This window comes from Streptomyces sp. NPDC014870, from assembly GCF_043081505.1.
Taxonomy (GTDB): domain Bacteria; phylum Actinomycetota; class Actinomycetes; order Streptomycetales; family Streptomycetaceae; genus Streptomyces.
This window is the reverse complement of record NZ_JBIBWQ010000011.1, coordinates 141951-166072: the sequence shown is the minus strand read 5'-3', so window position 1 is coordinate 166072 and position 24122 is coordinate 141951. Positions and strand designations below refer to the sequence as shown.

Annotated in this window: 17 protein-coding genes and 4 pseudogenes; 7 read left to right on the top strand and 14 right to left on the bottom strand. The window is 70.5% G+C overall.

Annotated elements, in window-relative coordinates:
- Positions 1 to 25 precede the first annotated feature (25 nt).
- The 3 genes and pseudogenes from ACF09C_RS29290 to ACF09C_RS29280 form a co-directional block, all read right to left on the bottom strand.
- Entirely contained in the window at positions 26 to 1525 is a 1500-nt protein-coding gene (locus tag ACF09C_RS29290; RefSeq protein ID WP_392095790.1) for a DHA2 family efflux MFS transporter permease subunit, read from the bottom strand.
- 167 nt (positions 1526 to 1692) lie between these two features.
- Positions 1693 to 2493, bottom strand: coding sequence for a DUF4389 domain-containing protein (locus ACF09C_RS29285; protein ID WP_392095789.1), 801 nt, complete (start codon positions 2491 to 2493; stop codon positions 1693 to 1695).
- Between the two features lie 223 nt (positions 2494 to 2716).
- Positions 2717 to 2887 (bottom strand): annotated as a pseudogene (locus ACF09C_RS29280) (transcriptional regulator); the annotation flags it as partial.
- A gap of 49 nt (positions 2888 to 2936) precedes the next feature.
- Between ACF09C_RS29280 and ACF09C_RS29275 the strand changes: the two are divergent.
- A complete protein-coding gene (locus tag ACF09C_RS29275; protein WP_392095787.1) occupies positions 2937 to 3128 on the top strand; it encodes a hypothetical protein in 192 nt (63 codons plus the stop codon).
- On the opposite strand, the gene ACF09C_RS29270 is transcribed toward ACF09C_RS29275, so the two are convergent.
- The 4 genes and pseudogenes from ACF09C_RS29270 to ACF09C_RS29255 all read right to left on the bottom strand — a co-directional run bounded on the left by ACF09C_RS29270 (position 3119) and on the right by ACF09C_RS29255 (position 7075).
- Positions 3119 to 3577, bottom strand: a complete 459-nt coding sequence (locus ACF09C_RS29270; protein WP_362009522.1) for a MaoC family dehydratase — start codon at positions 3575 to 3577, stop codon at positions 3119 to 3121. The genes ACF09C_RS29275 and ACF09C_RS29270 overlap by 10 nt on opposite strands.
- A gap of 75 nt (positions 3578 to 3652) precedes the next feature.
- A pseudogene (locus ACF09C_RS29265) lies at positions 3653 to 5185 on the bottom strand (long-chain fatty acid--CoA ligase); the annotation flags it as partial.
- A gap of 11 nt (positions 5186 to 5196) precedes the next feature.
- Positions 5197 to 6039 (bottom strand): amidohydrolase family protein, encoded by an 843-nt coding sequence (locus ACF09C_RS29260; protein WP_392096057.1) that lies wholly within the window; start codon positions 6037 to 6039, stop codon positions 5197 to 5199.
- A 124-nt stretch (positions 6040 to 6163) separates the two neighbouring features.
- Entirely contained in the window at positions 6164 to 7075 is a 912-nt protein-coding gene (locus ACF09C_RS29255) for an SDR family oxidoreductase (protein WP_392095785.1), read from the bottom strand.
- Between the two features lie 203 nt (positions 7076 to 7278).
- Here ACF09C_RS29255 and ACF09C_RS29250 point away from each other — a divergent pair, with 203 nt between their 5' ends.
- Complete coding sequence (locus tag ACF09C_RS29250) at positions 7279 to 7692, top strand: MarR family winged helix-turn-helix transcriptional regulator (protein ID WP_392095783.1); 414 nt, start codon at positions 7279 to 7281, stop codon at positions 7690 to 7692.
- On the top strand, positions 7674 to 8114 hold the full coding sequence (locus tag ACF09C_RS29245) for a transposase (protein WP_392095782.1): 441 nt from the start codon (positions 7674 to 7676) through the stop codon (positions 8112 to 8114). Before ACF09C_RS29250 ends, ACF09C_RS29245 begins: the two co-directional genes overlap by 19 nt.
- Here ACF09C_RS29245 and ACF09C_RS29240 read toward each other — a convergent pair.
- The 3 genes and pseudogenes from ACF09C_RS29240 to ACF09C_RS29230 form a co-directional block, all read right to left on the bottom strand.
- Positions 8111 to 8823 (bottom strand): annotated as a pseudogene (locus ACF09C_RS29240) (SDR family NAD(P)-dependent oxidoreductase). The gene ACF09C_RS29245 and the pseudogene ACF09C_RS29240 overlap by 4 nt on opposite strands.
- The gene (locus ACF09C_RS29235; RefSeq protein WP_392095781.1) at positions 8754 to 9428 is read right to left on the bottom strand and encodes a 2,4'-dihydroxyacetophenone dioxygenase family protein; all 675 of its coding nucleotides are present in this window, start codon (positions 9426 to 9428) and stop codon (positions 8754 to 8756) included. The pseudogene ACF09C_RS29240 and the gene ACF09C_RS29235 overlap by 70 nt, the downstream one beginning before the upstream one ends.
- Before the next feature lie 97 nt (positions 9429 to 9525).
- Complete coding sequence (locus tag ACF09C_RS29230; protein ID WP_392095780.1) at positions 9526 to 10164, bottom strand: hypothetical protein; 639 nt, start codon at positions 10162 to 10164, stop codon at positions 9526 to 9528.
- 484 nt (positions 10165 to 10648) lie between these two features.
- Here ACF09C_RS29230 and ACF09C_RS29225 point away from each other — a divergent pair, with 484 nt between their 5' ends.
- Positions 10649 to 12634, top strand: coding sequence for a PIG-L family deacetylase (locus ACF09C_RS29225; protein WP_392095778.1), 1986 nt, complete (start codon positions 10649 to 10651; stop codon positions 12632 to 12634).
- A gap of 1190 nt (positions 12635 to 13824) precedes the next feature.
- Here the strand turns inward: ACF09C_RS29225 and ACF09C_RS29220 are convergent.
- The 3 genes from ACF09C_RS29220 to ACF09C_RS29210 form a co-directional block, all read right to left on the bottom strand.
- Positions 13825 to 14430, bottom strand: a complete 606-nt coding sequence (locus ACF09C_RS29220; RefSeq protein WP_392095776.1) for a dihydrofolate reductase family protein — start codon at positions 14428 to 14430, stop codon at positions 13825 to 13827.
- Positions 14431 to 14751: 321 nt separating this feature from the next.
- The gene (locus ACF09C_RS29215) at positions 14752 to 14973 is read right to left on the bottom strand and encodes a hotdog domain-containing protein (protein WP_392095774.1); all 222 of its coding nucleotides are present in this window, start codon (positions 14971 to 14973) and stop codon (positions 14752 to 14754) included.
- 292 nt (positions 14974 to 15265) lie between these two features.
- Positions 15266 to 15655: a hypothetical protein gene (locus tag ACF09C_RS29210; RefSeq protein ID WP_392095773.1), complete on the bottom strand. Its 390-nt coding sequence runs from the start codon at positions 15653 to 15655 to the stop codon at positions 15266 to 15268.
- Between ACF09C_RS29210 and ACF09C_RS29205 the strand changes: the two are divergent.
- A pseudogene (locus tag ACF09C_RS29205) lies at positions 15627 to 18049 on the top strand (phosphoketolase). The gene ACF09C_RS29210 and the pseudogene ACF09C_RS29205 overlap by 29 nt on opposite strands.
- Positions 18050 to 18149: 100 nt before the next feature.
- Here ACF09C_RS29205 and ACF09C_RS29200 read toward each other — a convergent pair.
- Positions 18150 to 18734, bottom strand: a complete 585-nt coding sequence (locus ACF09C_RS29200; protein WP_392095771.1) for a TetR/AcrR family transcriptional regulator — start codon at positions 18732 to 18734, stop codon at positions 18150 to 18152.
- Between the two features lie 109 nt (positions 18735 to 18843).
- On the opposite strand from ACF09C_RS29200, the gene ACF09C_RS29195 reads away from it, so the two are divergent.
- Together ACF09C_RS29195 and ACF09C_RS29190 are read left to right on the top strand one after the other, a co-directional pair.
- Positions 18844 to 21234: a PEP/pyruvate-binding domain-containing protein gene (locus ACF09C_RS29195; RefSeq protein WP_392095769.1), complete on the top strand. Its 2391-nt coding sequence runs from the start codon at positions 18844 to 18846 to the stop codon at positions 21232 to 21234.
- 457 nt (positions 21235 to 21691) lie between these two features.
- Positions 21692 to 23725 carry a S8 family serine peptidase gene (locus tag ACF09C_RS29190; RefSeq protein ID WP_392095767.1) on the top strand — a complete coding sequence of 678 codons (2034 nt, stop codon included), beginning with the start codon at positions 21692 to 21694 and terminating at the stop codon, positions 23723 to 23725.
- The last annotated feature ends 397 nt before the right edge of the window (positions 23726 to 24122 follow it).

Here is a 24122-nt window from a genome sequence, read left to right as displayed (position 1 = left end):
AGCCCGCTCGTCCTGCTGTCAGGTGTCAGGTGGGCGTGTGGGCGGCTTTGTTCGTCGTGGTGCCGCCTTCGTCCTGGGCTTCCGACGGGGCAGGCTGTTGGGGAGCGGGCGGGGTGCGGACCAGTAGTGCGACCAGTACGGCCAGGGCGCCGATCAGGGCGCCGATGCCGAATCCCCACCGGATGCCCGTGGCCAGTGCGCCGGTGCTGTCGGCGCCGTCGGCTGCCGCCGTGGCGGCGTGTCCCGACATGACACTGATGACCAGAGCGGTGCCTGCGGCGGCCGCGACCTGTTGGAGCGAGCCCAGGACGGCGGAGCCGTGGGGGTAGAGATGCGGCGGCAGCACGGACAGGCCGGAAGTGAAGACGGGGGTGAAGACGAACGCCATGCCGGCGCTCAGGGCCACGTGAAGGACGAGCACCAGCCACGGCGAGGTCTGTTCGCCCATGAGGGCGAAGAGCGCGAGGCAGAGCGCTGTGAGTACGGCTCCGGGTACGACCAGGCGTGGTGCGCCGAGTCGGTCGTAGAGCTTTCCGACCTGCGGTCCGAGCAGGCCCATGGTCAGGCCGCCGGGGATGAGGAGCAGACCGGTCTGCAGTGAGGTCAGGCCGAGCACCTCCTGCAGATGGATCGGCAGCAGGATGAACCCGCCCATGAGAGCCATGAAGGACAGACACATCAGGCCGAGCGCCACAGAGAAGTGACGGAATGTCAGGGCGCGCAGGTCCAGCAGTGGCGTGGACGAGCGCTGAAGTGCCAGCTGTCGCCACACGAACATGCCTACCAGCACCGCGCCGGTCAGGGTCATGGCCGGCGGCGACATGGGGGCCTGGGCCGCGTTCCCGGCACCGAGCCCGCTCAGGCCGTAGACCAGGGAGCCGAAGCCCGCCGCCGCCAGGGGTACGGACAACCAGTCGATGGGGCCTGCCTGCGGCTCGCCGATGTTGACCAGTTTGCGCCGACCGAACACGGCCATCGCTCCGGCGATGGGCAGCACGGCCAGGAACAGCAGGCGCCACGTCCCCAGTTGCAGCAGCACCCCGGAGACCGCGGGGCCGAGGGCGGGTGCGACGGAGATGACGAGGGTGATGTTGCCCATGACACGGCCGCGCTGGTGCGGGGGCACGAGGGTCATCAGCGTCGTCATGAGCAGCGGCATCATCACGGCGGTGCCGCTGGCCTGGATGACGCGGGCGGCCAGCAGTACGGGGAAGGAGGGCGCGGCGGCGGCCAGAGCAGTGCCGGCGAGGAACAGTGCCATGGCCAGGCTGAAGGCGGTCCGGGTCGTCACGCGCTGCAGGAACCACCCTGTCACCGGAATGACGACAGCCATGGTGAGCATGAAGGCCGTGGACAGCCAACCGGCGGCCGCCGCGGTGACCTCGAACTCGCGCATGAGCCGCGGGATCGCGTTGACCATGATCGTCTCGTTGAGGAGGACGACGAACGTGGACAGGACGAGAATCCGCAGCACGGCGGTGACGCGGGCGGGTGAGAGGGTGGGCGTTGCGTGTGGTGCGGGCATGGCGCCTTCCGTCATATGTGTGTCCTCCACACGCGGCAGCTCACACTGACAGAAGGCGGCGCCGGGAAGAAGTCATAGGTCTCCCCGATCCTGTCGGCGCCTGCACCCGAGCACAAACCATTTTGCGCTCGTCGCATCCCGTAGAGGTCCGTGCCCTAACGGTGCGGTCACCCCGCGACCCGTACGGTGGACGCCCCCGTACTGTCGTATCCCGTGTCGTCGTGGTCGATCGCGCCCGAGGTCACGTGACCCGCGAGCCCGAGGAGCAGGAAGAGCCAGACCAGGACCTGCGCGGCCGTGCTCAGACGGAGTGGGCGCGTCGCGGAGTGCGCGGGCTGAGCGACTGCCTCGGGGGCGTCGCCCAGGAGCCCCTTGGGATACACCGGCGTCAGCATCGTCACGTAGGCCGCCAGTCGCATCCGGTACCGGACGACGGCCGCCGTGGCGCCGAAGACCGGCTCGGGCAGGCGGCCCAGGACGATGCCGATCAGCCAGAACACCCAGCTGATCGCGAACCAGCCGGACTGCGCGAGGCTGCTGATGATCGCCGCCGGAATCATCAGGATCAGGCGGAACAGCACGGCGAGCCGGTTGAGCGGGGTGGCGCGCAGCTCGATGCGCACCGGGTAGTCGGGAGCGTCGAAGGAGAACGGCGGGTACCGGTCGACGAGAAGAGCCGCACTGGCCGACACCCGGGTCTGGTAGGCGAGGACCGAGCCGAGGAAGGACGCGATCGACTCGGGCAGACGGCCCAGGACCAGGGCGCTGAACCAACCCGCGATCGTGACGAAGAACGCGGCGAACGACAGCACGGCGACGACGATGAACTGCGGCAGGAGCAGCAGCCAGCGCAGGAACACCGTCCAGCGACGCTGCTGCCCCGGCGGGGGCACGTCCAGAGCCGGCCGCCACTCCACGCCGTCGGCATCGGCGCCGGCCGAGGGCCGGGGCCCCCAGTTTGCCGCCATGGCCGCCTCCGTCTCTCCCGCTTCCCGTGCTTCCCGGGGTCACGTCGATGCTGCCGCAGCCGGCCGCCCTTCGCACCGCGGCAGGGCCACTGGGACCACAGGAGACGCCGCACACGCCGTGAAGGGTGTCGTGGTTCCACCCTGCGATGCCGTAGGCGGCTCGGCCCCTGGGGGCTGACGACGTAGAGACGTACAGGCCGCAAGCGCGCTGTCGGCCGCTCGTTCAGTGCCTCGGGAACGCCCTTGCCGTCGGAGCCGGCCCGAGCGTCGTCGTGCCAGGAGGCGACCGATGGCCCAGCCCCGTGCGGTACGCGTCCAGCGCGGCCTCGGTACGGCCGCCGCGGCGCAGAAGGTCGCCCAGCAGACGGCACAGATCGGCGAGGTCGCCGAACGCCTACGCGCCGAAATACGGCGACAGCGGCTACGTCGACAGACGCGAGGCGATGGACTACCTGGCCGACCTGCTCGACGACCCGGACCTGAAGGTCGGCGGCGATCCGGGCCACACCTCCGTGCAGTACCCGCAGACCCGAGTCGGCGTGATGCGCACCGATTGCACCGCCCAGTCCGACTACCTGCGCATGGGCATCGACCGCGGGGCTCACGCCCACCCCCGTGGGAGCGGTCAGGCGTAGTGGCGGTAGACGGCCTGGGCGACGCAGGCCGGCTTGTCGCTGCCCTCGACCTCCACGGTGAACGCCAACGGCATCTGCACGCCGTCGCCCTTGACCGCCTCCACGGTGCCGACCGCACCGTGGAGGCGGATCCGCGCGCCGACGGGTACGGGGCTGGGGAAGCGGACCTTGTCCAGGCCGTAGTTGACGCTCATCCCGATGCCGTCGATGGTCAGCAGTTCGCCGAAGAGCGGGATGATCAGGGACAGCGTGAGGTAGCCGTGGGCGATGGCACCGCCGAAGGGTCCGTTCTTGGCCTTCTCCGGGTCCGTGTGGATCCACTGGTGGTCGTCGGTGGCATCGGCGAAGGTGTTCACCCGGTCCTGGGTGATCTCGCGCCATTCGGTGCGGCCGAGGTCGGCTCCGCCGAGTGCCTTGAGTCCGTCGAGGCCGTGGGCGATCGCGGGCATGGGGGATCCTTTCGACGGCACGGGCCGCTGGTGGGTGCGGCCGGTGGTGAGGGTGTGTTCCTGGGGTGCGGGCGGGTAGATGTCGCGTACGGCGGACTTGACGATCTTTCCGGAGGCCGTACGGGGCAGGGTGTCCGTCACGACGAGGGACTTGGGGACCTTGTACTTGGCGAGCCGGGCCCGCAGGTGGTCGTGGATGTCCGCGAGGACGTGGTCGAGGGTCTCGTCGGCTCGCGCGCCGGGCCCGAGGACGACGACGGCGTGGCCGACCTCGCCCCAGACCGGGTCGGGGACACCGACGACCGCGCATTCGGCGACGGCGGCGTGGGCGAGGAGCACGTCCTCGACCTCGGCCGGGTAGACGTTCTCGCCGCCCGAGACGTACATGTCCTTGATCCGGTCGACGATGTACGCGAACCCGTCGGCGTCGGTCCTGGCGATGTCGCCGGTGCGCAGCCAGCCGCCGTCGGTGAAGGCGTCCGCGGTGGCGTCGGGGCGGCCCCAGTAGCCGCTCATGACATGGGGGCCGTGGACGAGGATCTCACCGCGCTCCCCCGGGCCGGCCTCGCGGCCGTCGGGCAGGACCACCCGCGTGTCGGTGAAGAAGTGCGGCACGCCGGCGGAGCCCGCCTTGGCCGAGGTCCGCTCCCTGTCCAGGAAGAGGACTCCTGGGGACGCCTCCGTCATGCCGTACCCCTGGCTGAAGGCGAGAACACGGGCGAGGTAGGTGTCGATGGTGCGGGCGGGTACGGGGGCGCCGCCGCAGGTGAGGGTACGCAGGCTGGACACGTCGGCGGTCGCCCAGCGGGGCCGGGCGGCCATCGCGTCGTACATCGTGGGGACACCGAACATGTACGTCACCCGTCGGCTCTCGATGACATCGAGGACGCGGTCGGCGTCGAACGCCCCGAGCAGCACGACCCGGCCGCCCTTCAACAGGGTGGGCAGGCACGTCATGTTGAGACCGGCCGTGTGGAACAGCGGGGCCACGACGAGGGTCACCTCGTCGCCGGTGAGGTCGGTGTCGACGAGGACGTTGACGCTGTTCCAAGTGATGTTGGCGTGGGAGAGGACGGCGCCCTTGGGGCGGCCGGTGGTTCCGGAGGTGTACATGATCATGCACGGGTGCTCCGGCTCGACGGCCTCGTCCAGCGGTGTGGTCGCGCCGCCGGAGAGGAACTCCTCGTAGCCGGTGGCGCCGTCGGCGTCGGGCCCGGCGAGGGCGATCCGGTGCCGCACTCCGGCTTCGGCCGCCGCGGTACGGGCCGCCTCGGCCTGTTCGGGCGCGTGGACCAGGACGGTGCTGCCCGAGTCGGCCAGGTTGTGGGCCAGTTCGGGCGCGGCGAGCCGGGTGTTGAGGGGGACGAAGACCGCTCCGAGCGCGCCGGCGGCGAACAGCGTCTCCAGGAACGCCGGATGGTTGGGCCCCAGATACGCGATGCGGTCACCGTGTCCCGTACCGAGGGCGCGCAGGGCGTGGGCGAGGCGCAGAACGCGCTGGTGCAGCTCGCGGTAGGTCCAGGTGCGGTCCTCGTGGACGACGGCGATCCGGTCGGGGGTCTTGCGGGCCCGGCGCGCCGGCCAGGAGCCGATGCCTTGGTTCAACACGAACGGCTCCTTCAGTCGGTGAGCAGGCCGAGCAGACGGGCGGCGTTCTCCTTGAGGATCTTCGGCCGGACCTCGGGCTTGATGTCGAGCCTGTCGAAGTCGGCGAGCCACCGGTCGGGGGTCAGGACGGGGTAGTCGGAGCCGAAGAGGACCTTGTCCTGGAGCTGGGTGTTGGCGTAGCGCACGAGTTGCGGAGGGAAGTACTTCGGCGACCAGCCGGACAGGTCGATGTAGACGTACGGCTTGTGGGTGGCGACCGCCAGGGCCTCGTCCTGCCAGGGGAAGGAAGGGTGGGCCAGGATGATCCGCAGCTCGGGGAAGTCCACGGCGACGTCGTCGACCAGCATCGGGTTCGAGTACGAGAGGCGGATGCCGCCGCCGCCCGGGACACCGGCGCCGATGCCGGTCTGCCCGGTGTGGAACAGCGCGGGGACGCCGAGTTCCTCGATGGCCTCGTACAGCGGGTAGGCGAGCGGGTCGTTCGGGGAGAACGCCTGGATGCTGGGGTGGAACTTGAACCCGCGGACGCCGTGGTCCCGGACGAGACGCCGGGCTTCCCGCACGCCCGCGCGCCCCTTGTGCGGGTCGATGCTGGCGAAGGGGATCAGGACGTCGCGGTGGGCGGCGCAGCTCTCGGCGATCTCCTCGTTGGGGATCCGCGGGTGTCCGGTGGCGTGCTCGGCGTCGACGGTGAACACCACGGCCGCCATGGCACGCTCGCGGTAGTGGTCGGCCATCTCCTCGATGGTCGGCTGCCGGTGGCCGTGGACCTTGAAGTACTTCTCGGAGGCACCGAACAGCTCCGGGCTCAGGGCCCCGTGGCCGTCCTTGGAGATCTCCGCGTGCGTGTGCATGTCGATGGCGGTGATCTGGTGGATGTCGATGGCGGGGGCGATGCCGAGGTCAGGGTCACGGTCGGGGCCGGGGTCGATGCCGATGCCGGGGTCGAGGTCACGGCCGCGCGGGAGGTCGCTCATCTCATGCCTCCGGGGTCTGGGGCGCGGGGATCCCGTAGGTCTCGGGCTCGGCTCCGATGCCGTTCGGCCACTCCGCGGCGATGGCGTCGGCGCTCCAGCCGCCGTCGGCGAAGGCGACCGCCTTCTCCTTGGGGTGTGCCCACAGGGCCAGCCGGTCGCCGCCGATACCGATGGCCTGCCCGGTGACTCCGTCGGAGTCGTCCGAGGCCAGGAAGGTGATCAGCGCCGCGACGTCCTCGACCGTGCCGAGGCCTTCGCCCTTGCGCAGCCACTCCGGTAGCGGCTCGCCGGTGCGCTCGCTCTCCTCGATGACCGGGCCGAACGCCGGGACGGTCTTGGTCATCTCGGTGGCGGCGACGGGTACGACGGCGTTGACGGTGATGCCGGCCCGGCCCAGTTCCATGGCCCAGGTGCGGGCCATGGCGACGATGCCCGCCTTGGCGGCCGCGTAGTTGGTCTGGCCGAAGTTCCCGCGCTGCCCGGCCGGGGAGGAGATCAGGACGAGCCGACCGCCGGTGCCCTGCTCCCGCATGCGGACGGCGGCCGCGCGGGCGCAGGTGAAGGTGCCGCGCAGGTGGACACGTACGACGGCGTCGAAGTCGTCGTCGGTCATCTTCCAGAGCACGCGGTCGCGCAGGATACCGGCGTTGGTGACGAGCACGTCCAGGCGCCCGAACTCGCGCACCGCCGTGTCCACCAGGCTCTGGGCGGCCGCGCTGTCGCCCACCGCCTCGACGACACCGGTCGCCGTGCCGCCTTCGGAGGTGATCAGGGCGACGGCGGCGTCGACGGCGGCCTGGTCGACGTCGTTGACGACGACGGCCGCGCCCGCCGCTGCGATTGCGCGGGCGTACGCCAGTCCGAGACCGCGTCCGCTGCCGGTGACGACGGCGACTTTGCCCTGGAGATCCATGAGAGGGGCCTCTCGTGAGGGGACGGGGGAAGGGATGCCGAGAGCACCGGCGGGACACGCCGGGATCGACAGGAATCCTGATGAATGCCAGTCTGGATAATCAACAGGATTCCTGTCAATGCCCTAGGGTGGGACAGCCGCATCCCGGCGGCACCCCCGCACCCGGCACCCGGCACAGGGACCGCCACCACGGAAGGACGAACGTGAGCACCTCACTGCTCTACCTGGTCAAGAGGACGGAGCTGGCGGTGCGCGCCCGCCTGGAGGAGCTGGTCAGACCCGCCGGGATCACGGCCCTGCAGTACACGGCTCTCACGGTCCTGGAGCGGCGTGACGGCGTCTCCGCCGCGCAGCTCGCGCGTGACTCCTTCGTCACCGCCCAGTCGATGGCCGACATGGTCCGCGCGCTGGAGAGCCGCGACCTGATCCGCCGCGAGCCCAACCCCGCCAATCGCCGCGAACGCCTGATCCTGCTCGCGTCCGCCGGGCGGCAGCTGCTCGCCGAGTACGCCGAGCCGGCTCGGCAACTCGAGGAACGCATGGTCGCCGACCTGAGCGCCGAGGAGATCCACGGCTTCCGTGAGGCGCTGAACAGGGCATGGCGGTCCCTGTCGTAGAGGCGTCGTCCGTCAGCAGTGCGTGCGAAGCATCGGCCGGTGGAAGGCACGCCGGGCGGCCCACAAAGCTGGACACCGTCCGGCCCCATGCTGACCCTTCGCTGACACCGAGGCACCGATCAGGGCTCTGGCCTGGAGAAGCACCCAGATTTTTTGCAGGTCACGCATCCGCCCACGTCAGCCGGGTGGTAAAGCCAGCCCGACCGCAGCTGCAGGCCCACGGGATCACCCTGCACTACCTGCCGCCCTACAGCCCGGAACTGAATCGGATCAAACGCGTGTGGCGGTCGGTGAAGTACGAAGGCATCTCCATCCGCGCCTACCCCTGGATCGAAGAACCGCAGGCCACCGTCGATCAAGCCCTCACCCACCGCAGCAGTCAACTCCGGGGAACAGCAACAGACTTACAGAAGACTGCTTAGTAGCCGGACACGTTCTTCATCATGGCCCGCCGGCCGCGCGCCGGGAGCAGGCCGAGGGCGCCGCGCAGGAACGTGCCCCACGTGGTGTCCACCCACCAGTGCGGCTTCGTGCCCCGCTTGTCCACGGCCTTCTGAGTCACACGGGCGACATCCGCCGCGGTCAGCTTGATCCCGACCGTGTCGATGATCTTGCCGTTCTGGTCAGCCGTCATGTCGGTGGCGACGAAGTTCGGCATCACGTCGCAGACATGGATGCCGTGCCGCTCCCACTCGATGTTCAGGGCCTCGGTCAGGCCCTTCACATAGAACTTGGTCGCCGAGTAGACGGCCTCGCTGGGCACGCCGTAATCGGAGGCCGCCGAGCACAGGTTCACCATGTGGCCCGTGGCGACTTCTTCAGATACGGCAGCCCGTGGTGGGCGCAGTTGAGGACGCCGTGCACATTGACGCTGGTGACAGCGTGCTGGCGGGCCAGCGGGATGTCCTCGAAGTGCGCCATGTCGATCAGACCCGCATTGTTGACCAGCAGGTCGATCGCACCGCCGGTGGTCTTCGCGAACGCGGCGAGCGCAGCGGCCACGTCGTCGGCATCGGTGACATCGACCCTGCGGTAGAAGTGCTCGTCGCCGAGCTCCTGCTTCAGCAGGTCCAGGCCGTCCTGGCTGATGTCGGTGGCGCCGATCCGCCATCCCTGGCGGGCGAAGAGCAGGACGGTCTCCCGCCCGATGCCCTTCGCCGCGCCGGTGATGAGCAGGCTCTCGCCCGTGGTCCCTTCCCGGCCGCCCCGCCGTCGATGTGGCCGAGGCTCTCGACGCCCTGGCCCGCGGCCAGCAGCTCACCGAGGAAGCGGATGGAGACCGCGTCGAGGATGGAGTGGAACGTGCCGTCCTCGTTGAAGTTGACGTTGGCACCGGAGACGCGGACGAGCTGCACGGTCGCCTCGTTGTTCGTCTCGGGGACGATCAGGGTGTGCACGGAGCCGCCGGGCTCGTACAGGTAGGAGCCGGCAGTCTGCGGCTGGTCCGGGTACTCGGCGTAGTGCCAGCTGCCCGCCAGCGTCCACACCTCGGCGATGCCGGTGTGGTGGTGCATCGGTATCGCGACGCCGGGCTGGTAGGTGACCTTCACGACCCACTCGCCGCGCTCCACGTCCAGGCGCTGGATCTGCACGTCGATGCCGGGGCCCATGGCGTCCTTGAGCAGCGGCAGCTCGGTGTCGCTGACGGTCAGCAGCTCACCCTGCGGCAGAGCGACGATGGGCAGGTCGGCGCCCGCGCGGGTCTTGTGGCCCACGGGGGAGGGGGTGTTCGGCATGATGCTCTTCCTTTCATGGGGGTGCCGGCGGGGTCGGCTCTCGGTGGGGTGGCCGGGGTAGCGGGGTCCACCCCGGCCGGAGGTGGTCAGAGGGCGGTCACTGCACGGAGGCATGCGCCTTGGCGGCGGCTGCCGGGTTCGCGCCCTGGGCCTCGCCGACCTCAAGGACGACCTTGCCGATGGTGCCGCCGGTGAACGTGCCGTTCGGCGTGGTGTAGCGCTCGGTGACGGGGGCGCCGTTGTCCTCGCCGATGACCTGCCAGTCGGTGGCGTGGTAGATGAACGGCACCGTGCGCTCGATGCGCACCGAGCCGACAGGCTTGTCGTCGACGAATATCTCGCCCGTGCCGCCCTGGCCGACTCCGCCGCCGTCGTACGCGAACTCGTAGCACACCGTGGGCTTTCCGGGTGCGAGCCGCTCGGTGCCGGTGATCGAGAAGTGCTGCTTGTTCAGACAGCTGTAGGCGAACTCCGGCGCGCCGCCGTGCAGATACAGCGACCAGCCGCCGAACTTGCCGCCCTGGGCGGCGATCACGCCGTCGGCCTGCTCCACGCCCTCGCCGACCTCGATCTCGGTGGTCAGCGTCCAGGAGCGGTTCTTGGTGTCGGGCAGGGTGTTCTCGTTCAGGTGGCGCATGCCCGGGTAGAGGGTGACCCTGCGGGGGTCGCCGACGCGCGGGCGGCCGACCAGCTCGCTGACCAGGCGCGGCACCTTGCCGAACGTTCTCGGCTCCACGAGCAGCCGCCGTGGCGCATGAAGGCAAAACGACGTCGTCCGTGGGCAATACGCCACGGCGCAGAACCCGTCCGCCGTGAAGACCTGTCTGCCCGCCCCTCGTTTGTGTGCTGGCTCGCCGACGCCACGGGCCATCGCTCAGGGGCCCCTTTCCCTGCCGACCAAAATCCGGGCCGTACGCGGGCCAGCGGCCTGCAGCTTGGCGAGTCATGGCCGTTTCCGCTGGTCAGCGGCCACGCGATGCGTGTACCACCAGCACGCGAAGAGTCTGCTGGTGAGCTACTCCCCGAAGAAGCTCGGCTTCTTCTAGGGGCACCATCGGTGCCGCGTGCCCGGCGGCTCGTCCTGCTCGGCCCCATTCGGGTGAGAGCGGCTGTGCCGGGCGGAACGGGTGCCTTCGAACTCGGTTGAACCGGTGAGCCGAAGCCCGTCCAGCGGGCCGGCCACGCATGAGGGGCACAGCCGGACGGAGGATGCACGACCCGTGGACGACAGTAGAGTGGCGCGGCGCACGGTTTTCGCGGCTGCTGCAGGGCCGGCCGCCGCGGCCATCGCCGGATTCCGCCTTCCCGAGCCGCCCGCCGACCCGGCGCGACGGGCCGACCCGGCACCGGGCCGGCCCAGCGCGACAGGTCGGCGGGCGCTGCTCATGCAGTTCACCGCGCACCCTGACGACGACCTGTACTTCATGAACCCTGACACGCAGCGGCTGCTCGACGCCGGGGTCCCGATCGTCTCCGTGTTCATGACCGCCGGCGAGCACACCGGCAAGAACTGGATCAAGGGCATGTCCGTGACCCCGCCCGACAAGGCGGCGTACTCCTCCGCACGCCGACAGGGCCTGCGGCAGGCGTACGCGGACGCACTCGGCGCCGACAAGTTCACCGCCTGGGACCGGCGGGTGACCACCCTCGCCGGTGGGCGCGGTGCCGAGGTCAACACGCTCGTCCACAGGGGACGGCGGGTCGAGCTTGTCTTCCTCAACCTGCCCATGCACACCCCCCGCCGCTACATGGCCGTGCCCGCGCTGTGGAAGGAGCCCGCCTTCGAACTTCAGACCCACCTGTCCGCCGACTCCCCCGTCACCCGCGCCGACAGCTACGACCACGAGCAGCTCATCGAGGTCCTTGCCGGGCTCCTGGCCGCCTACCGGCCGACCGTCGTGCACACGCTCGACCCCGACCCTGACATCCAGATCAGCGACGAGGCCACCCGCAAGAGCGACAGCGAGCAACCCGGCTACTCCGACCACGGCGATCACACCGCCGTCGCGTCCTTCACCTGGGCCGCGCTGCTGCGCTGGGTCGCCGCCGCGACCGCGGGGGGAGGGGCGGTGCCGGCGTTCACCGTGAGCGCCTTCCGCGGCTACTACAACCGGCACTGGCCGAAGAACCTCCCGCCCGGCGTCCTCGCCGAGAAGGCCGCGCACCTCGTACCGTACGGCGGCGACCCGACCTGGGACTGCGGCAACCCCTCCGGCTGCGGTGACTACAGCGTCGGCGGCGATCGTCCGCTGACCAACCGGAAGGGATGGGTGCGCTCCACCCACTACCGCTGGCCCGCCCCGGCACCCGCCGTCGCCGAGGAGCCGGGCGGCCGACTGGCCGCCTACGCGGTACTGGGTCTGCGCGTGGTCCGCTGGCGGGAGACGGCCCGGGCGTCCGGCCGGTGGGCCAAGTCGGAGGACCTGGGCGGCGGCCCGTTGGCGCCCGCCCTCGCCTCCGCATCCCTCCCCGACGGCCGCCTGCTCCTCTTCGGCATCCGCTTCGCGGCCCTCTCCGGCCAGGGCGACAACCGGCGCGAACTCGTCTTCCTGGAGCAGCGCTTCCCGGGCGGCCCCTTCCTCGCCTGGCAGGGCCTGGGCAACCCCGACCGCAGCGACGACCGGGGTCGCCGTATCGGCGCCCCGGTGGCGGTCACCGCTCCGGACGGACGAGTCCACCTCTTCGTACGCAACGCGGACAAGGGCGTCTCGACCCGGGTACGGGCAGCTGACGGCAGTTGGCGCCCATGGCAGCCGCTGGCGGCCCAGGAGGAGCTGCAGGACGGCCTGACGGCGCTGGTCGACGCCACCGGCAGGGTGCATGTCCTGGCCGCGGGCCGCACGGCCGTACGCCGCTGGGTCGACGGCGTCCCCGCCGCCCCGTTCCCCCTCGCGGGCGGCCCGGTCGCGGCGGTCCCGGACCCTGGCCCGGACCGCGTCCGGGTCTTCTACCGCGCACCCGCCGACGGGCTGCTGCGCGCGACGACCGGCCCGGCCCCGGACTTCGAGGGCTACGGCCTCTTGTCCGCCGCTCCCGGCCCGGTCCTCCTGGGCCGCGACCCGGGCCATCGGGTCCAGTTGTACGGCGACGGCCGACTGCACACCCGAACCCAAGGGGTGGTGCCGGTCGGCGACGCGGTGCTGGTGCGCGGGGCGACGGCGGTGGGCCTCGGCGCGGACGCCCGGCCGTGGGTCTGGCGCCCGTAGGAACGTCGTGGGCCCGGAATTCCTGACCCCGGCGGGGGGGCACCGCGCCGCGGACCTCAAGACCAGACGGCGGAAGGCCTCGGCCTCGACTGGCAGCTCGAAGACCTCGCCAAAAACCGCCTCGTCGCGTCAGGTCCGTTCGGCACCTAGGGCCTGTCCGGCGGATCAGGGTCGGACAGGCCCTAGTCGTCCCGTGGGCGCTTGGACCGCGGGTCGTACCATCCCCTCCCCACTCGCGCGGCCTTCCAGCCGCCCTGCCACGGGCCGGTCCCTCCGCGCGATGGACGCCGGTACCCCGCGGTTCGTCCGACCACGGCTGGACATCGCAGTCGGTGACGTCCCCCACCTGGCGACAAACGCGGCATGGAAGGGGTTCTGGGCAGCCCGTCCGGGGTCAAGGGCCGCAGGCACCGTTGCGGCCACTGCGCGGGTAGGGCACCGCTCGACCGCGCGGCGTGCGCGGCCGACACGCGGGCGGCCGGGTTCGAGCCGCTGGAGCCCTACCCCGGCCGAGCCACGGACCCGTGGCGCTGCCGCTGTTCCTGTGGGAACGACGTCATGACGCGTCTGTCCTTCGTCCGGTCAGGGAACGACTGGGTGTAAGAAGTGTCCCCGGACCGCGGCCGGACTGATCCGGCGAAGGCCGCCGCCGCGGTCCGCCAGGCCGGGCTCGAACCCCTGGAGACCGATCCCGGAAGAACCAGCGACCGGTGGCTCTGGAGCTGTGCGTGCGGGGCCGAAGCCATGGTGACCTTGACCAACATCAGACGAGGCCGAACCAGGTGCGGGACGTCCTCCAGAAACGACGCCGACCGGACGCCGACTGATCGACACGACCTCAGCATCCCCGACTGCTCCCGCCCCTCCCCCAGGCATACGAAGCACCAGCGGCCGGAGGACCTCCTGCCAACCTTCAAGAGGACGCCGGCGCTCGACCTGATCCTCCCACAACCAGACCGCTCGCAGCCGGAGTTCGCATGGGAACCGCAACGCGGCCCACCGGCGCCAGTCCGCTCAGCCGAGGTTGTCCCACCAGGATTCTGGCCAGCGAGCCACGCGGCTACCTGACCGCCAAGCCAGCCCTGGACCGGGCGTCCTGACGTTGGCCGTTCGCCCCCCGATTGGGTCTCGCTCCGCGTCCGCCGGTGCGCCGGCCTGGCGGGCCGTCCAGACCGGCGGACGGGGCGACCTCACGCAGGGACGGGGAGCGGCGGGTGCTCGAGCACGCGGGGCTTGTACTCGACCAGCTGGATGCTGCCGTCGAAGGTGCGGTGCTCGATCATCTCGAGGGCAACGTCCGGATAGCCGTCGTAGATGCGTTCTTCGCCCGTGGCCCCGGTGATCACCGGGAACATCACGACCCGGAATCGGTCGACGAGTCCGGCACGTAGCAGGGACCGGCTCAGGCTGAGGCTGCCGATCGTGCTGAGGAGCCCCGAGCCGCTCGACTTCATGGCGCGGACCGCCTCGACGGCGTCGTCGCGGACGAGCGTGGAGTTGGCCCACGTCAGTGGCTCCGCCAGTGAGGAGGAGAACACCACCTTGGACGCTTGCGTGAGCTCGTCGACGGATGCCTCTTCTTCGGGCCTGAACTCGTCTTGGCCATTCGGGACCTCGCCTGCGGCGAAGCCCGACATCAGACGATAGGTGTTCGCTCCCATCAGGTAGGTGACCTCGGGCTGATCGCCGAGCCATGCGAGGTACTCCGGGCCCTCGAGGCCCCAGAACCCGGGCCACCCCTCTCCAGACGCGTAACCGTCGAGGGAGGTGATGAAGTCGACGAGAAGCTCCGACATGGCGGTGTCCTTTCCTAGGGGTGTCACGAGCTTGGACCAGCCGGGACCCACAAACTCATCGGCCGCGCTGTGGAGTGACGAGAGAACCCATGACGCTGCGTCCGATCAGGTCAACGGAGCGGCACCGCCTCGGAGGCCGGAGGGCCTTCATGACTTCCATACGCATGCAGTCGGGCAATGATGCTGCCCCCTGAGTGGCCCCATCAGCACCGGGGAGGTTCACGCCGACGTCGAACACGTGAGTGCAGCAGGAGGCGCGCACTAGGAAGGAAGCGGACCGGCTCGGGGGCTGCTCATCGTTGGCCGACATCGCCCCGACGATCACCCCGCCGCAGTTGCCACATCGGCCGGAACGACGGCCGTCCCTCGGGCACGGGTGGCGACTACGGGTTCGGCAAGCGCCTCGGCCCGGCCGCTGTCGTCGACGGATCGGCAGATGATCCGCAGCTCGAAGTCGACGGTCCGGCTGCGCCTACCCTTCGACGCCAGGCGCGCCTCCACCTCGACGACGTCACCGCCGCGGACCGGGGCGAGGAACTCCACCGGCGCGTACCCGGCGAACAGACTCTCGTGGCCGTCGAGGGTGCGCGGTCGGCCTCGAAGGCGAGCAGGGCGCGCACCGAGGCGTTCGCGGTCGGCCGGGCGAGGTCCCCGGCGAACGCCTCCGGACCCTGCTCGCCATGGCCGCGCCGATCGCTCGCACCGCCCGCGCGCTCGCCTGCCGACCGCGCGATCCGGACCCACCCCCTCCGCAGCCGGTGGGCCAACTCGTCGAGGGCCTTGATGGATTCCACGGTCCTTCCTTCCGTGGGGGACCGCAACGCCCGGTTCGGTGTCAGCCGCGGGCCGAAGGCATCGTGAACGTCCCCGGCCTCAAGGCGAGTTGCTTCGTGTTGGCCTTCAGATACGTGTCGAGGTACGGCGTGCGCTCACCCTCGGTGGCCTTGTCGTCAGCGGGGTCGTCGACGCTCAGCCGCAGCCGCGCGTCGGTCACCTCGATGCCTTCGCCACTGGGGGTGTCGACCCACATCCCGTCCTGCACGGTGCCGATCTCCACGGCCAGCCGGTGCCCGGCCGCCAGGGTCCAGTCGGTCGACTTGAGATCCACGGCCACGCGTCCCGAGGAGTCCACGAGCGCGACCTGCTCGTCGAACATCACGGCCGAGCCGCCCTTCGCGACGTCGTACAGCTTGACCATGACGTTGCCGTGGCCCGCGGTGTCCATCTCGATCCGCGGCGTGCCGGTGATCCGGACGTCCCCGCTCGACCGGCCCCGACCAGGTGAAGTACGAGGCCTTGTCGCCGGGTGCGCCGCCATCGACGTACGAGCCGTCACGCAGCGCGACCTCGGCGGTCCGGTCCACGACGGGCCAGGTTTCCTGCGCGCGCCAGGATCCGTCGCCGTCCTGGATCGCGTACGCGGGATAGGCGGTCTTCGGCTCGATGCCCTTCAGATGCTGGCCGTAGAAGGACATGACCTCCTTGAGCCCGAGACACTCCTGCATCTCCTCGGGCTTGGTGTTGGACTCGATGAAGCCCTGCGTGAAGAGGAGCGGGGTGTCGCTGCCCTTGGCGAGCCGTGCCAGGTCCCGGTCCTTCCAGTACGCGGACCGCGGGTCGGCGTCGAGGTTGCTCCGGACGGCTTCCCCAGCCACCTCTCCCCTTCGGTACCGGGCACCCTGCATGAGGGCGGGGAGCTCGGCTACGCCCTGGCGACCGCGTTCGGTGCCGCCCTGGACGCCCCCGACCGGATCGTGGCGTGCATCGTCGGCGACGGGGAGGCGGAGACCGGGCCCACCGCGGGAGCTTGGCACTCCACCAGGTACCTCGACCCGGTGACCTCTGGAACGGTCCTGCCGATTCTCCACCTCAACGGCTACAAGATCTCCTCCCCGACGATCTTCGCGACGATGACCGACGCCGAACTCGCCTCCCTGTTCCGCGGCTACGGCTGGGACCCCCTCATCGTGGACGTCACCGACGACCCGCCCGCGGATCCCCTCACCGCCGCCGTCCTCGACGCCCACGACACCATCCGCGGCCTCCAACGCAGGGCCCGCGCGGGCGACCTGCCCGTACGCCCCGCCTGGCCTTTGATCGTGCTCCGCAGCCTCAAGGGACAGGGAGCACCCGCAGAGGTCGGAGGAACGGTCATCGAGGGCACCTTCCATGCACACCAGGTGCCCCTGCCCGACGCAAGCGAGAACCACGAACAGTTCAAGACCCTGGAGTCCTGGCCGCGGTCCTACCGTCCCCAGGACTTGTTCGACGCCGAGGGACGGCCGACGGCCGAGGTACTGATCGGTGTCCCCGAGCCGGACGCTCGGATCGGCAGGCAGCCGGCGGCGAACGGAGGGCGGCTCCGTGAGCCGCTTCCGCTCCCCTCTCTCGAACCGCACGCCGTACCGCTGCCCGAGGGTCCGGGGTCGGCGACGGCAAGCCCCACCCGGGTGCTGGGTGAGTGGCTGGCCGATCTCATGGAAGCGACGGACACCCGCAGGGACTTCCGTATCTTCTCCCCGGACGAGCCGGCCTCGAACAAGCTCGATGCGGTCCTGTCGGCCAGCGGCCGCGGCTACGCCTAGCCCGTCGAGGAGTACGCCGAGGACCTGGCCCGGGACGGCCGCGTGATGGAGGTGCTGTCCGAGCACAACTGCCACGGCTGGCTGCAGGCTTACCTGCTCACCGGCCGGCACGGCCTCTTCCCCACGTACGAGGCGTTCGCATCGATCGTCGACAGCATGGCCAACCAGTACGCGAAGTGGCTGAAGATGTCCCGCGAGGTCCCCTGGCGGGCTCCGGTCAGCAGCATCACCTACCTCCTCAGCAGCGAAGGGTGGCGCCAGGAACACAATGGCTACAGCCACCAGGGCCCCGGATTCATCAGCAACCTGCTCGACCGCAAGAGCACCGTGACCGGCGTCTACCCGCCGCCCGACGCCAACACCCTGCTCGTCACCATGGAACGCCTTCTCGACGAGACCGGGAAGATCAACGCGGTCGTGGCCGGCAAGCACGACGCCGCCCAGTGGCTCGACCTCGGCACCGCTCGCGCGCACTGCGACGCCGGCGCCTCCGAGTGGGCATGGGCCGGCACGGCCGGCGGCGGACCACCCGAAGCCGTCCTGGCCTGCGCCGGGGGCATCCCGACCGTCGAATCCCTCGCAGCGGCCGACCTCCTGCGCCGCGACCTGCCGGACGCCCGGATCCGCTTCGTGAACATCGTCGACCTGTGCTCCCTCGCCCCGCCGGACCGCCACCCCAACGGGATGCCGGACGAGCAGTTCCGTGCCCTCTTCGGCGAGGAGACACCGGTCGTCCTCGACTTCCACGGCTACCCGTCGGCCGTGCACCAGCTCCTGCACGGCCGCCCCCACGGTTCCACGTCCGCGGATACGTCGAGGAGGGCACGACCACCACCCCGTACGACCTTCTCGCCCTCAACGGAACCAGCCGCCACGACCTCGCCATCACCCTCCTGCGCCACCTCGGCCCGCCGTCCGGCCGGAATCGGCAGCTCGCCGAGCGCTACGCCCACCACCGCGACGAACTGCGGCGCGAACTCCGAAGCACCGGGGTGGACCCCGCCGGGATCACCGAATGGAGGTGGCCCGGATGACCGGCAACGTGCCCGTCGCCACTGCAGGCTCCGCCGGCTTCCACCTCTGGGACCTCGTCGGGCCCCCGGGCGAGGGCATCGGCATGAGTGTGGGCCTCGATCAGTGAAGCCGGCATGAGCCGAAGAGCAGGGCGAGTTGGGCGTCCAGCGCGGCAACAGCGTCCTTCTCTGCGTACTGCCGTGACAGGAGTTGGATCCCGAGGCCGTCGACGAGTGCCATCAGTCCGATCGCCGCGAGTTCAGGGTCGGTGCCGTCCGCTCCGGCCGCCCGCAGCTGCTGTGCGACGAAACCGCGCATCCCGCGCGAGTCCTCGCGCAGTCCTGCCTGGATCGCCGGCTTCACCGCGGCGTACGCGAGGAACGCGAGCCCGACGTGGCCCTCGAGCCGCCGGGTCTCGTCGAGCGGCAGGATCTGAAGCAGGACACCGCGGACGAGTTCGCGCGGTGTCGCGGGCGCGGCCGCCGCCTCGGAGCGGGCGCGGATCCGGTCCGCGACCATGCCGAGCGCGAACGTCATCATCTCGTCCTTGGTACGGAAGTAGTGCTGCACCATCCCGGTCGACACACCCGCTTCGGCCGCCACCTGGCGCAGGCTCACGCCTTCCAGCCCTTGCGTGGCGGCAAGCCGCATCAGTGCGTCGGCGAGCAGCTCTCGGCGTTCACGGTGGTCGACCTTGCGGGGCATGCGCCCACTTTACATTGCACCTGTATTGTCATGGCTATACATTGCAGTCGTATTGGAAACTGGTGCGGTCGGTCATGGAGGACGTGGTCGACTCGGAAGAGGTGGCCGTATGGACGTGCTCGAGCTGACGGCGATCGGCAGCGGGCAGCAGGAGCTGGTGGGCGGCAAGGCCGCCGGTCTCGCCGGACTGATCCGGCTCGGCGAGCGGGTGCCGGACGGCTTCTGCGTGACGACCGAGGCGTACGGGAGCGGGGAGGTGCCGCGCGGCAGGGTGCTGGCGGCGTACGAACGCCTCGGCGGCGGACCGGTCGCGGTCCGCTCCAGCGCCACCGCCGAGGACCTGCCGCACGCGAGCTTCGCCGGCCAGCAGGACACGTACCTCGGCATCACGGGCGAGGAGGCGCTGATCGAGGCGATCGAGGCCTGCTGGTCCTCGCTGCACTCCGAGCGCGCGACCGCCTACCGCGAGACCAACGGCATCCCGCACGATTCCGTACGGATGGCGGTCGTCGTGCAGCGCATGGTCGACGCCGACGTAGCGGGTGTGCTGTTCACCGCCGACCCACTGACCGGCTCACGCAGCGCGAGCGTGGTCGACGCCGCGCCGGGCCTCGGGACGGCGGTCGTCGACGGGACGGCCTCGGCCGACCACTACGTGCTCGACGGCACACGGGACGAGGAGCGCGGCTGCCTCACTCCGGCCCGCCGCAAGGAACTGCGCGCCGCCGGTGAGCGGATCAGGGACCAGCTCGGCACGGAACAGGACATCGAGTGGGCCTATGACCGCGACGGCACGCTGTGGCTGCTGCAGGCACGCCCGATCACCACCCTCTTCCCGGTGCCCCCGCCGAGCGACAAGCCGGGCACGCGGCTGTACGTCGAGTTCGGCCACGTCCAGGGCATGCTGCAGCCCGCGACACCGATGGGCATGTCGACGCTGAAGTCGATGCTGGCGGGCATGCTCGCGGCGTTCGGCCTGACGGTCGAGATCGTCGACATCGGCGGGCGGCTGTACGGCGACCTGACAGACGCGCTGCGCGACCCCTCGACGAGGCAGCGGCTCGTCAAGCTGATGGCGGTCGACTTCGGGCCGCGTGCGCAGAAGGCGGTGGAGCACCTCCTGGACGATCCGCGGTTCGCGCCGCGGAAGACTCCCCGTAAGCGCAACGCCGCTGCCATGAAGGCCGGCCCGAAAGCGGCCGCCGGGATCCTCGCAGCGCTGGCCCGTCCGGCACGGGCGCGGGCCCGCGTCTTCGGGGAGATCGAACGCCTCCACCGGCAGCCGGTCACCGATCCGGCCACGACGGCGGAGCTGCTGGACCTGGTCGAGCGGGACGCCGAGTCGAGCACGCTCGCCGACGCGATCATCTGGCCCGTCGTCAGCGGACTCGCCGTATCCGCCGCACTGCCGCCACTGCTCAAGGGCATCGCGAGCGAGGACGAGATCCACACGGTCCTCGGCGGCATGCCGCACAACGTGACGATCGAGATGGACCTCGCGCTGTGGGAGGTCGCCCGGCGGGCGGAGCCCCACCGGGAGACGCTGCTCCACACCCCCTCATCGGAACTCGCCGAGGCCCACCTGGCGGGCAACCTCCGGGACTTCGGCCTCGCCGAGTTCCTCCAGCGGTACGGCACCCGGTCGGCCGCCGAAGTCGACGTCGGCGTCCCGCGCTGGGCCGAGAACCCGACGCCGGTGTTCACGATGCTCGCCAACTACCTGCGGGTCACCGACCCCGAGCAGGCCCCCGACCATCGGTTCGCCCGCGCCGCGGACCGGGCGGAGTCGATGCTCACCGACCTCACCCTGCGGGCCCGCCGCAAGCAGGCGCTGCGTGGCCGCCTCACCGGCTTCTTCCTGCGCCGCTCACGAGAGTTGTCCGGGCTGCGCGAGGCGGGCAAGTTCGCCGGGCTCTACGCCCTGCGCGACCGTCGCCGCCACCTGCTCCTGATCGGTGCGGAGTTGCAGGCGAAGGGCTTGCTCGCGGACGCTGGAGACGTCATGTTCCTCGAACTCCCCGAGCTGCGGACCGTAGTGGAGACCGGTACCGACCTTGGTGACACGATCGCCGCCCGGCGTGCGACGTACGAGCGCGAACTACGCCGGCGCACGGTTCCGGTTGCCCTCCTCTCGGACGGTACGGATGTGGAGACGCTCCTGCCGGTCCCACCGTCCGACGGCCGGACGCTCACCGGTACGGGCGCAGCCTCCGGCCGCGTCACCGGCCGCGCCCGTGTGGTCCGTGACCTCGCCGACGCGTCCATCGAACCCGGGGAGATCCTCGTCGCCTCGACGACCGACCCGGGCTGGACCCCGCTGTTCCTCACGGCCGGCGGCCTCGTCACGGAGACCGGCGCCGTGATGGCACACGGCCCGACGGTCGCCCGCGAGTACGGCATCCCGGCTGTCATCTGCGTCACGGACGCCACCACACGCATCCGCAACGGTCAGCTGCTCACCGTCGACGGCGCCACGGGCACGGTCACGCTGGATGACTGAAGGGCCAAACCCAGCCATTCCGTCGAGCACCTGCAAGAGCTCGATCAGTTCGGCGCCGCCTCTCGGCGATCCGGCCCGTCTCGGACGGCCCCAACAGCACCCCCGGCACGAGCAGCGACCAGAACTTCGAGTTCGCCCCGCTCCGGAACATCAGGGGACACCACAGACCACGCCTCCGCGCGCCCCGCACAGGCGCGGATGCCCAGGCCGGCGCTGTGGTCGAGCGCCCTGCCGGAGCAATGCCGAGCCCGGATGGGGGTCTCCGGGCGGGCTCGGAGTGCAGGGGGACGGTCGCCCGCCTAGCGTGATCGCCGAACGGAACAACCACGCAGCCCGGCGTGCCATCGGTCCAGACGGGCTTCGGCCATGTGGGCATCGGCGCGGCCTGCGCCGGGGCGCGCCACGGCTGCCGGGTGCGCGCCGGTCAGCATCCCCCCACATCCACCGGGAGTTCAGCATGGCCCGTATCACCATCAACGGCGTGACGGTGGACCCACTGGTCCAGTCCGATGAGATGGTCGCCGCATCGCTGGTGTCCGAGGACGCCTCCGCGTCCAACTATCTGCTCGTACAGACCACACACCCACCCACAGCCGAAGAGAAGGAACAACTCTCGGAGCTCGGCGTGGTGATCCAGGAATATGTTCCGGACGACACCTATCTGTGCGGCTACCGGCCGAGCGATCTGGACGCCGTACGCGCACTGCCCTTCGTGGCCTGGGCGGACGTGTACCTCAAGGGCTTCAAGATCGGCCAGTCTCTCCGGTCGACCCGGCTGCGCACGGGCGTCGCCGAACTGGCCGAGCCTCTGGGCGGTGGGGGTCCGCGGCCCCGCCTCGTCGACATCGTCCTGCACGAGGACGTCGACATGAGCGAGGACGGACTGAGGGACCGGATCGCGGCGGCGGCCGGAGTCAGCCACGGCGACGTACAGCCCGACGGCGAGAAGGTCCGCATCACGATCCGCGACGAGGACCTGTCCGCCCTCGCCTCGCTCGACGAGGTGAAGCAGATCGAGGAGGTTCCCGAGCGGGTCCTGTACAACACGGTCTCGGGCACCCTGCTCAACGCCCACGTGTCACTCAACGGCACGAAGTTCCGGGGCGAGGGCCAGATCGTGTGCGTCGCCGACACCGGCTTCGACAAGGGCTTGAACACCAATGTGCACCCCGCCTTCACCGGCCGGGTCAAGCGGCTGGTCGCCCTGGGCCGTACCAGCCCCCCGCGGGCGGACGACCCCGACGGGCACGGCACCCATGTAGCGGGCTCGGTCCTCGGCGACGGCACGTCGGCGGCGATGGGCGAACCCGTCACCGGGACGGCGCCGGAGGCGAGACTGGTCCTGCAGTCCGTGATGGACGAGAACGGTGATCTCGGCGGCATCCCGAGCAACCTCCGCAAGCTGTTCGAACCGCCCTTCCTGGAGGACGGGGCACGGATCCACACCAATTCGTGGGGCCCGATCACCCCGGGGCTGCCCTACAACCAGGCCGCCAAAGAGGCCGATCGGATGGTCTGGGACAACAGGGAGTTCGTCATCCTCTTCGCCGCGGGCAATTCCGGCACGGACCAGGACGGGGACGGACGCATCAACATGAGGTCCGTCAGCGGGGAGACCGCGGCCAAGAACGTCATCACCGTGGGAGCCAGCGAGGGCCACCGCCCCGAGATCTCCAAGACGTACGGTCAGCTCAAGGGCGGACAGTTCCGTTGGCCGGTCCCGCCGATCAACGGCGACAAGATGGCGGACAACCCCCGCGGGATGGCGGCCTTCAGCAGCCGGGGCCCGTCCCAGGAGGGGCGCTTCAAGCCCGATGTCGTCGCCCCCGGTACGTCGATCCTGTCCGCCCGCTCTCGGCTGGCGCCGGCGATCACGGACTTCGGTGTCTCCACGGACCCCGCGTTCTCCTTCATCAGCGGTACCAGCATGGCCACCCCGCTGGTGGCCGGCTGTGTGGCGGTGCTGCGCGAGACGCTTGTGAAGAACGGCACCCCGAAGCCCAGCGCCGCGCTCATCAAGGCCATGCTGATCAACGGCGCCGACGAACTGCCCGGTCAGTACGTCCCCACCGAGGCGGGCCCGTCGCCGAACAACAACTCCGGCTTCGGCCTCGTCAACCTCATGCGTGCCGTCGTCCTGCCGACCGACGCCGGCCGGGCGGGCTTCACCGACGCCAAGGAACTGGACCAGGGAGAGGAGCGCGCCTTCGTCATCACCATTCCGGAGGGAGCGGCGCGCACGCTGAAGGTGACCCTCGTCTGGACTGACCCCCCGGGGGCGGCCCTGCAGAACGACCTCGACCTGATCGTCCGCGCGGACGGTCAGGAACGCCACGGCAACATGGGCACAGGTTCCGGCTTCGACCGCGTCAACAACGTCGAGCAGGTCCACTGGCGAGACATCCCCGCCGGGGAGACCGAGGTCGTCGTGAGCGCTCACCGGATCACTCTGTTCCCCCAGCCCTACGCCGTCGCCTGGCGCATCCTCTGAAATGGGCCTGGGCGAGGACTTCGGGGACGTACCCGGACAGGTGTCGGCCGATGACCTCGGCAGGGCGGAGAAGGTGCCGGGCTGAGCGCCACGCACGACCATGGACCCTCTGCCCGCGACCGGACGTTGATCCTGCACGGGCTTCCGGCCAGACGCCACCTGACCCGTCCGGCCACGATCTCTCCCCAATCACTGCCACCAGGCGAGACGGGGCCTGGGCGGGTGCCCGCCGGACCAAGATCCGGACCAGTTCCGGACCAGCCCCGGCGCGAAATCCCTACGAGGCACCGTTTCCCCAGGTCAGCGCGGGTGCAGCTGCTGTACCACCAGCACACGAAGAACCTGCTGGTGTCGTACTCACCGAAGAAGCTCGGCTTTTTCTAGGGGCCCGAAGAGA